Raw genomic sequence first — 9269 nt, forward strand, 5'->3', positions numbered from 1 at the left:
AGAACTCCCTGATTGCGCAATCAATAAAACATTTCGCCTACATTTATCGGCATGTCATTATTTTCCGTAAAAGAAAAATCGATGGGTCGATAAGGTGGCATTTTTCACGTTAATTACCCCATTTAGACTAAATGGGGTGTGGTAGGGTATCGCTGTCATAAGTGTATATGAAAAAGCCTAATCAGCATTTTAGCGAGGTGTTATGTCTGTTCAAGGTATTGATGGCGTTTTACAGCAAATGCAAGTCAAAGCTCTGCAGGCGGCTGACACGTCAATAGCCAGGCCATCGGTAGAACCTGGTTTTGCCAGTGAGCTGAAGGCCGCGCTCGATAAGATCAGCGATACGCAACAGGTAGCGCGTGCGCAGGGTGAAAAATTCACCATGGGCGTTCCGGGCGTGGCATTGAATGATGTGATGGTGGATTTGCAGAAATCATCCATTTCAATGCAGATGGGCATTCAGGTGCGTAATAAGCTGGTATCTGCGTACCAGGAAGTGATGAATATGAGTGTGTAGGATTATTAACTATAGATAAAATCATTATAAATGCCTGTATGGACAGGCATTTATATCATTATTGATTATCTGAATGACCTGGTAACAGTCGCTGCTCTGAGAACTCACCATAGGCAGCGTTAACGTTTTGCTGTGCAAGCGAATTTTTCATTAACAACCTGAGGTCATCCATTCTGTTTCGCAAGAGTTCTTTGATTTGCGATTCATTTTCAATAATTTCACGTAAAATTCGGCGAAAATGTACCTGCATAACGCTGTCAACATCGGTCGGAATCGGTCTTTTAGTGAGATTTTCAACCAACTGAACGTAAATAATCTCCTGAGCAACCAATTCATCCCATTGACCGCCTGATGCTAATGCAAGAATTTTACGGCTAAGGGCTTGCAGTCGCTGATAATCTTTTAATAGATGATGGTGATTGCTCATGCTATTTTTCCTGAGGCGGCTGATAGTTTGGGCCGATTTGACGCCAGGCGCTAGCTATGTTTTCCAGCAAAGCTTCTACTTCCTCTATCACCTTCACATCGTTGTGCAGGTTGGCGATCATCAGGCGCTGCGTCATATAGTCATAGAGCGCTGACAAATTTTCTGCCAGCTCACCGCCTTTTTCCATATCTAGTCCAACCTTCAAGCCATTAGTAATGATATCAATGGCTTTCGATAACGCTGCTCCTTTCCCTGGTATGTCGCCTTGTTCCAGTAGAATACGGGCACGAACCATCGAGCTTTTTGCGCCATCAAACAACATAACAATAAGTTGGTGTGGGTTTGCACTCATTACCGCACTTTCTACACCAACCTGCGCATAGGCTCGTGTGCCAGTCCTGCTATACATCGCGAGTCCCCTTTTTATTGGCTTTTGCTTAATGCTGCAAATTGCTTGGTTAAAAAGTCGCCTGTGCTATTCATGTCTGAAACCAGCTTATCTAACTGGGTGAACTGTGCCTTGTAGCGAGCGATGGTGTCATCAATACTCTGCTGGGTACGAATTTTCGTTTTTTCTATTGTCTTTAATGTATCTGCGATACTGTCTTTGGCGATTTGAATTGCGCCTTTTTTGTCACCCGAACTGGTGTCTAAGACGCCATCCAGGTAGGTATTAACTTGAGTCGCAAACCCAGTTTTTTTGCCATCACCAACGAAAAATTCGGTCACGCTGCTTGATTTTTCGGCCAAGGCAGTTTGCAACTTGGCTGCATCAACTTCCAATTTACCATCTTTAGGGTTTTGCTTTATACCGAGTTCATTGAGTGTATTGATACTCATGCCGCTTTGTGCGCTAGAGATTTGCGTTTTCAATGTGGTTTGAATACCACGTACTGTACTGTTGCCAAGTAGCACACCGTTGCTGCTGTCTGGTGTAGCTGAGTTAGGGTCTGTGGCGGTAAATTTTGTCACATTGCCAATAGTCGTTTGCAGTGCATTGTAGGCATCGACCCATTCTTGAATCGCTTTCTTCATGGGTGCGGTATCGGTGGAAACGGTCAGTTTTTCTGCGACACCTGGTGTACTCTCAGCTTTCAGCGTCAGCGATACGCCGTCAACGGCATCGGTGACGGTATTATTTTGGCGAGTGATCGTAATACCATTCAGTTTAATCACGGCATTTTCGGCAGCCGTTTGTTGTTTCATTGCGCCAGAGCCAGCACCATTATCCGGGGTATAGTTCAGCTTACTATTTAATGTAGCATCGCCAGTAACGCTAACGGTCATTTTGGCTTGAGTACCTGTATCTTTTGCGGTCAAAGCTAAGTAATAGGTGTCGTCATCGGCTTTGATAATGCTAGCACTGACGCTACCGTTTGCGTTATTGACCGCATCACGGATGCCTTCTAATGAAGTTTGTTTGTCCGTTAGTTGAATTTCCAACGGTTTTTCTTGGCCCGGTTGACTGATGGTGAGGGTGCGAGTACCACCGCTAGTGGTTGTACCCAGTGGGTCTTTGCTGCTGGAAAACTCGGATGAAAGTAAAGAGTGCGCCGTTGCCAGATTTTCCACTTCAACGCTGTATGAACCAGAGGACGCGCTGCTGGACGTGGTGGCGGTAAAGGCTTTATTTTCACCACTGGTTATTGATGTTTTATTAATGCTATTTGCTTTGGTCAAGGCTTCATTAGCGGATTCCAACTTTGTCAGTGCTGTTTTCAGCGTATCGAAAGCTGCGTCACGATTTTGGTAGGTTTTTTTCTGGTTGTTAACCGGTGTGATGCGTGATTGTTCGAATGTGGTCAACTGATCCAGAATAGCGGTAAACCCGCTGGTGGAGCCTGTAAAGCTGATAGTAGCCATAATAATTCCTTTGATGGTTTCCAGACGTCGTGAAGAGTATATCGGCAACCGCAGTAAAAAGTTTAGTATTGCTGAGGCAATGCGTTTTTTTGCTTCGCCGCATGATTTCATTCTACGAAGAAATTTCTAAAAATAATTAAAGCTTCTTTCAAGCACGCCGATACAGGTTAGGACGGTGATAAAAGCCGTGGGCAATAGCCCGAACTTTAAACCGACCCGAAATCGACTTAAATGCATAATAAGGAATACAATTATGGCAGTCATCAATACTAACAGCCTGTCTCTGACAGCTCAAAACAACTTGACTAAATCTCAGTCTGCACTGGGTACGGCTATCGAGCGTTTGTCTTCTGGCTTCCGTATCAACAGCGCAAAAGATGATGCAGCAGGTCAGGCTATTGCCAACCGCTTCACCGCTAACATCAAAGGCCTGACTCAGGCAGCGCGTAATGCTAACGACGGTATCTCCGTTGCACAGACGACGGAAGGCGCGTTGAACGAAATCAACAACAACCTGCAGCGTATCCGTGAACTGGCGGTGCAGGCGGCTAACGGCTCGAACCAAGACGTTGACCTGGGTTCCGTTCAGGGTGAAATCCAGCAGCGTTTAGACGAAATCGATCGCGTATCTTCACAAACGCAGTTCAACGGTGTGAAAGTATTGGCCAGCGACCAAGGGTTAAAAATTCAGGTCGGTGCTAATGATAATGAAACCATCACCATTAATCTTAAAGAAATTAATTCCAAATCTTTAGGTTTAGGCGGTTTCTCAGTATCTGATAATTCATTACCAATTTCTGATGCCTTGAAACAGGTTGCTGGCGCAGCGTCCACAAACCCTTTACAAAATGTCGATCTTTCTGCGGCTGCAACTAAATTAGGCGTTAATGCGAATTCTCTGAGTTTACACGCGGTTAATGATGCTGCCGGTAAACCTACCGCTAACTATGTTGTTAAGTCTGGCTCTGATTATTACGCTGCGTCCATTGACAAGGCCACCGGTGGAGTAACCCTGAACGTGGCTGATATCAAGTATACGGATACAGACAACGGTGTTACCACTGCAGTTACTCTCAACAATCAGTTAGTAAAAGTCGGTATAACTTCCGGTGGTACAGTGACTGGCTATTCTGAAATTCAAGGCCGTAATTTCGCACTTGGCGCTGGTAGTTTGGCCAATAGTGATGGGGCTACTGCAACAGACTTTGACAATACAGGCACCGTAATTGAATTAAGTACCGCTACCCCCACTGCAGAGTTTGCAGGCGTTGCTAGTGTCAATCCTTTAGCGAAACTGGATAAAGCTTTATCTCAGGTTGACTCCTTACGTAGCGATCTGGGTGCGATTCAGAACCGTTTTGAATCTACTGTAACTAACCTGAACAATACGGTAAATAACCTGACCACCGCGCGTAGCCGTATCCAGGATGCAGATATTGCGACTGAAGTGTCTAACATGAGCAAAAACCAGATCCTGCAACAGGCGGGTACTTCTGTGTTGGCACAGGCTAACCAGGTTCCACAGACTGTGTTGTCTCTGCTGCGTTAATTTCGCGATTAGCTCGGTAAACCAAAAAACCTGGGTTCGTAATACCCAGGTTTTTTTATTTAAAGAAATGAGCGTGCGTGGCATAGTTATCTGGCGATTCGATGCTCGTGTAATCCGATATAGTGTCAACTCCAACTAGTCATTTTATCCTCGTTCGATAGGAGCCCTGCTTGAATACCCCAATTGACCCCTCTGACAATGCGATACCGCCCGTAAGCAATACGACGGATCTGATATCTGACAATATGGCGCAGCAAAACCAAGCAATTGCGCAGTCTTATGATCGTCATGTCTATGAGTCAGGTGCTTTTCCTTTCTCTTCCCCTGGTCACCTGCGCGCTGTTGCACAAATGTTTGGGTTAGACAGTGTGCCGCTGGTTCAGGCTCGCGTGCTCGAATTGGGGTGTGCGGGAGGGGGAAACCTGTTGCCATTTGCGCTGGCTTATCCTCAAGCCCATGTGGTTGGCGTTGACCTATCAGCAACGCAAGTGGGACAAGGTCAGGAATTAATTGCAGAAGTTGGATTAAAAAACGTGCATTTGCATGCGATGAGTTTGACCGATATTACTCCTGAATTTGGCCAATTTGATTATATTATTTCTCACGGCGTGTTCAGTTGGATTCCGCCAGAAGTGCGTAGCGGAATGTTGCGCGTGATGCGCGAGAATCTGTCTCCTAATGGAATCGCCTATATCAGTTACAACACTTATCCTGGGTGGAAGGCGGGAGACATCATTCGTGATGCTATGCTACTGCACAGCCATGGGTTACAGGATGATGAGGCTCGATTAAGCAGTGCCAAGGCGGTATTAAATTTGTTCTCTGATGGAATCGCCAGCAATAATTCGATGTCAGTAGCGTTAACCAGCATTGTTAACCAGCTCAGTAAATTGTCCGATTATTATATTACTCACGAATACCTTGAAACATTCAATTCTCCCTGCTACCTGCTCGAATTTGCCGATATGCTTCAGCAACATAGTTTGGAACATGTGGGGGATGCTGAAATTCACACTGAATTAGCCATAACCTATGGAGAACATGTCCAATTAAATCATAGTTTGGTCACGATGGGGCAACCGCGAGTCCTGCGCCAGCAATATCTGGATTTTGCTATTGGGCGCAATTTCCGCAAAAGTATTGTTGTGCACCAAGAGCGAGCGGAGCAAGTACGAATAAACCCTAATCTTGAACGGTTGGCAGATTTACGTTGGGCTGGGTATTTTGAGGAAACGCCGCCGTCTGAAAATACCCCGAAGGGCATCCGTTGTTTTGTTAATCATAATAATCGCGATTTGCTCACTCGGGACGAAACGATGCTGGCGGTTATTCAAGCATTGACAGACGCTTGGCCAGCCTCACTGGATGTTGATACATTGATAACACGTATTAATCTGGGATTGCCCGATGCTGACGCACGTGAACGGGTGTTGTCCATGCTACAACTGCTATTTCGCCTCAATCGTCTGCGCTATTCAATGGAGCCAGATCCTTATGAGGGATATAGTAAAGCGAGGGCATGGGCGCAGCCAAAATTGATATCATCACTAGCACCTTTGATAGTCAGACGTCAGGAAAAATCGTTTGGTATCACACCTCATAACCTCTGGCATGAAACCATCAACTTGCAATTAAAAGAAACGGAATGCTATTTATTACCTTACTTGGATGGTAACCATACTATTGCAGAATTACGCACCTTGTTGCGTGATGCACTGCATCAAGGATGGGTGCCAGGCACTGATGGTGTTTACCTTAAAGGGCGACGTAACTTAGATGTATTGGCCGGTGAAATACTTAACAACTTGCTAAAAGTATTGCATAAAACCGCATTGCTTCTGCCGTAATACTGACTGCCTGCGTTGAGCGGGCAGTTCTTACTCTATATCTATTAGCACATAAGCCAAATAACCCTTCTTTTTTGACGCTATTCAGACGATTGGCTACCCTACCTAAAAGCATAATAGTGTCGATAACATTATCATCGTAGGTATTTGTCACTGTGAGCGATTTGTATACCGCCGAAGGCACAATGGATAAGAATTCCCTCTGGAAGCGCTATGTTCCACTAGTGCGCCATGAAGCCTTGCGTTTACAGGTTCGTCTCCCCGCGAGTGTTGAGCTTGACGATCTGCTACAGGCTGGCGGTATCGGTTTGCTCAGCGCAGTCGAGCGCTATGATTCGTTGCAAGGCACGGCGTTTACTACCTATGCCGTTCAACGCATCCGCGGTTCGATGTTGGATGAATTACGCAGTCGTGATTGGGCTCCACGCAGTGTACGGCGTAATGCGCGGGAAGTGGCACAAGCAATGCAGCAGGCTGAACAACAGCTCGGTCGTACTCCAACAGAGCAGGAAGTTGCGCAGGCCCTGAATATCACGCTTGAAGATTATCGTCAGATATTGCTGGATACGAACAACAGCCAGCTTTTTTCTTACGATGAATGGCGTGAAGAACATGGTGACAGCGCAGAGGCTCTACTGGAAGGCAATGAAGATGCGAACCCGTTGCATCAACTGATGGAAGGCAATTTGCGCCATCGTGTAATGGACGCGATTGAAAGCCTGCCAGAGCGTGAGAAATTGGTATTGACGCTTTACTATCAGGAAGAGTTGAACCTGAAAGAGATCGGTGCCGTTCTCGACGTCGGAGAGTCGAGAGTCAGTCAGTTGCATAGCCAGGCGATAAAGCGCCTGCGCGTGAAATTAATGAACGATGTTTAATTGCGCTGCGTAGGAATACTGTTATCAAATATATCTTCAGTCTCTGAAGCACGGGATCATGACAATGTTTGAATATTGATGAGCGTTTTTCATCAGTATTTAAATGGTTAATGCTACCTGTTTTTAGCACTCCAGCATTTCTGGTGTAACGAAGGTGCTATTGCTTCACATTGAAGTTATATATCGTCATGGAATGGATTCATGCACCCATCAATTCGGAAGAAACAGCTGCTAAGCCGTTATCTGAAAGACTTCAAACACAGACAGACCAACTGTTCCCAGTGTGATAAAGAGCTCGACCGCGTTTCACTGGTATTTCGCAATCAGCTTATCAATAAAAAATCGATCGGTAGTATCGACAGGCTTATCGATGACGAAATATGGTCTGGTCTGCAACAGGAATTAATCCCACTTTGCCGCTTTTGTAGCGAAATATTATGCAATACGACTGCTAGCTATTTCGATATTAAAGCTTTCACACAGTATCTGATCGAGCAAACTGAAGTTCGCCATAGCACGATGCGCGAGTATGTCATTCGCCTGCGGCGGTTGGACGAACTGCTGGCTGCCAATAACTATCCCACAGAAACCTTTTCCCGGCACCGCGATGGGGTACAGCAGCGCGTGTGTGATTACCTTCCCGATATTGAGCAAAATATTTACCGCAGTGCCTTACGAAAATACGATCAATATCTGGACTGGCAACGGCATTTCTGACGTACATAATGCGTCGTTCTCAGGCTGACATTGCCAAACCATGGGATACTTACCCTAAATAATTCGAGATGCGTGAAGGCGGCAATCGAGCGAATCCCCAGGAGCTTACACAAGTAAGTGACTGGGGTGAGTAAGGCAGCCAACGCACAAGCAGCTTGAAGTATGACGGGTATATACGTAAATGTTATGGCAGTGTAAAAAACGCTTGCATTGCAGGGGCAAATTATTGCACTGTCATACTACTGAAATCATTCGGCACTAATTTTTAGGCAATGGTTAGCAGTAGTTCTACGATGCGATCAATCATTATTCAGTGGAATAGTCGTTGTCACAGTGAGGAACGCGAATGGTAATGTCCTTTTTTGGACTTTGTAGTCGATGTCAAGATTCTACGCTGCTGACTCGCCGATGCGAGGGATGTTCCTCCCACTTATTTTCAACGCTGCGCCATTCTCTTGTTACCCAAACTCTCCGTTTATTTTCGTTTTCTATCCATGAGCACTCGACCCGTTTTTCACTCTGTTCGTGGATGAATCATGCGTATTCTCTGTCCGCTATTGGCTTAATAAGGAAGCCTAACCTCGTTAGTGAGTTAAACGTCACGCACTGTAGACCAGTGCGGTAAGTGAAACAAACTGTAAGGTGCCACTATGGGAAGACAAAAAGCAGTGATCAAAGCTCGTCGTGAAGCTAAACGCGTTATTCGTCGTGAGTCGCGTAGCCATCGTCAGCGTGAGGAAGAATCGGTCACTTCTCTGGTACAGATGGGTGGGATTGAAGCAATCGGCATGGCGCGTGAAAATCGCGATAATTCCGTTATTCAAGCTCGTACTGCTGCCCAGGAACATTACTTGTCTGCGATAGAAAACAAACAGTTGATTTTTGCCACAGGTGAAGCTGGCTGCGGTAAAACGTATCTGAGCGCTGCGAAAGCGGCGGAGGCACTAATTCATAAAGAGGTTGAGCGTATTATTGTTACGCGGCCGGTATTACAGGCCGACGAGGATCTTGGCTTTTTACCCGGAGATATTGCGGAGAAATTTGCGCCTTATTTCCGCCCGGTTTACGACATACTTTTGCGTCGGCTGGGGGCTTCTTTCATGCAGTACTGTTTGCGGCCTGAAATCGCCAAAGTTGAAATTGCGCCTTTTGCGTATATGCGCGGGCGGACATTTGAAAATGCGGTTGTGATTCTGGATGAGGCGCAAAACGTGACGGTGAACCAAATGAAAATGTTCCTGACGCGTTTAGGCGAGAATGTCACGGTTATCGTCAATGGTGACGTGACGCAGTGCGACTTGCCTGCTGGGGTGAAATCCGGCCTGCGCGACGCATTGGAGCGTTTTGTTGAGGATGACATGATTGGCGTGGTCTCTTTCGGTAAAGAGGACTGTGTGCGTTCGGCGTTGTGCCAGCGTACGCTCCATGCCTACGTCTGATAAATCGGAAGCCTGACAAAAAAGCCCTGAAT

9 protein-coding genes are annotated in these 9269 nt (G+C 46.0%); 6 read left to right on the forward strand and 3 right to left on the reverse strand.

All coding sequences use genetic code 11. The features are described from left to right. Positions 1-202 precede the first annotated feature (202 nt). Positions 203-517 (forward strand): flagellar hook-basal body complex protein FliE, encoded by a 315-nt coding sequence (gene fliE / locus WCT94_RS05780; RefSeq protein ID WP_336868462.1) that lies wholly within the window; start codon positions 203-205, stop codon positions 515-517. Positions 518-575: 58 nt separating this feature from the next. Here fliE and fliT read toward each other — a convergent pair whose 3' ends face one another. From fliT to fliD, 3 genes are read right to left on the reverse strand one after another with little or no spacing between them, the layout of a single operon-like run. Next, the gene (gene fliT, locus WCT94_RS05785) at positions 576-944 is read right to left on the reverse strand and encodes a flagella biosynthesis regulatory protein FliT (RefSeq protein ID WP_336868463.1); all 369 of its coding nucleotides are present in this window, start codon (positions 942-944) and stop codon (positions 576-578) included. A gap of 1 nt (position 945) precedes the next feature. After that, positions 946-1353 carry a flagellar export chaperone FliS gene (gene fliS / locus WCT94_RS05790; protein ID WP_193399086.1) on the reverse strand — a complete coding sequence of 136 codons (408 nt, stop codon included), beginning with the start codon at positions 1351-1353 and terminating at the stop codon, positions 946-948. 14 nt (positions 1354-1367) lie between these two features. Further along, positions 1368-2807, reverse strand: coding sequence for a flagellar filament capping protein FliD (gene fliD, locus WCT94_RS05795; RefSeq protein ID WP_336868465.1), 1440 nt, complete (start codon positions 2805-2807; stop codon positions 1368-1370). Between the two features lie 250 nt (positions 2808-3057). Here fliD and WCT94_RS05800 point away from each other — a divergent pair, with 250 nt between their 5' ends. The 5 genes from WCT94_RS05800 to phoH all read left to right on the forward strand — a co-directional run bounded on the left by WCT94_RS05800 (position 3058) and on the right by phoH (position 9237). Beyond that, a complete protein-coding gene (locus tag WCT94_RS05800) occupies positions 3058-4356 on the forward strand; it encodes a FliC/FljB family flagellin (protein WP_336868487.1) in 1299 nt (432 codons plus the stop codon). A gap of 170 nt (positions 4357-4526) precedes the next feature. Continuing rightward, positions 4527-6203 carry a class I SAM-dependent methyltransferase gene (locus WCT94_RS05805; protein WP_336868467.1) on the forward strand — a complete coding sequence of 559 codons (1677 nt, stop codon included), beginning with the start codon at positions 4527-4529 and terminating at the stop codon, positions 6201-6203. Positions 6204-6358: 155 nt separating this feature from the next. Then, a complete protein-coding gene (locus WCT94_RS05810; RefSeq protein ID WP_336868468.1) occupies positions 6359-7081 on the forward strand; it encodes an RNA polymerase sigma factor FliA in 723 nt (240 codons plus the stop codon). Between the two features lie 201 nt (positions 7082-7282). Beyond that, positions 7283-7798 carry a flagella biosynthesis regulatory protein FliZ gene (gene fliZ / locus WCT94_RS05815; RefSeq protein ID WP_263057629.1) on the forward strand — a complete coding sequence of 172 codons (516 nt, stop codon included), beginning with the start codon at positions 7283-7285 and terminating at the stop codon, positions 7796-7798. Positions 7799-8448: 650 nt separating this feature from the next. Next, entirely contained in the window at positions 8449-9237 is a 789-nt protein-coding gene (gene phoH, locus WCT94_RS05820) for a phosphate starvation-inducible protein PhoH (protein ID WP_336868470.1), read from the forward strand. Positions 9238-9269: the final 32 nt, after the last annotated feature.

The sequence above is a fragment of the Pectobacterium sp. 1950-15 genome (assembly GCF_037136835.1).
Lineage (GTDB): Bacteria > Pseudomonadota > Gammaproteobacteria > Enterobacterales > Enterobacteriaceae > Pectobacterium.

Coding starts and splice junctions, on each gene's coding strand:
- fliT (WP_336868463.1), bottom strand. CDS start 944: ATGAGCAATCACCATCATCTATTAAAAGATTATCAGCGACTGCAAGCC.
- phoH (WP_336868470.1), top strand. CDS start 8,449: ATGGGAAGACAAAAAGCAGTGATCAAAGCTCGTCGTGAAGCTAAACGC.
- fliS (WP_193399086.1), bottom strand. CDS start 1,353: ATGTATAGCAGGACTGGCACACGAGCCTATGCGCAGGTTGGTGTAGAA.
- fliZ (WP_263057629.1), top strand. CDS start 7,283: ATGCACCCATCAATTCGGAAGAAACAGCTGCTAAGCCGTTATCTGAAA.
- fliE (WP_336868462.1), top strand. CDS start 203: ATGTCTGTTCAAGGTATTGATGGCGTTTTACAGCAAATGCAAGTCAAA.
- fliD (WP_336868465.1), bottom strand. CDS start 2,807: ATGGCTACTATCAGCTTTACAGGCTCCACCAGCGGGTTTACCGCTATT.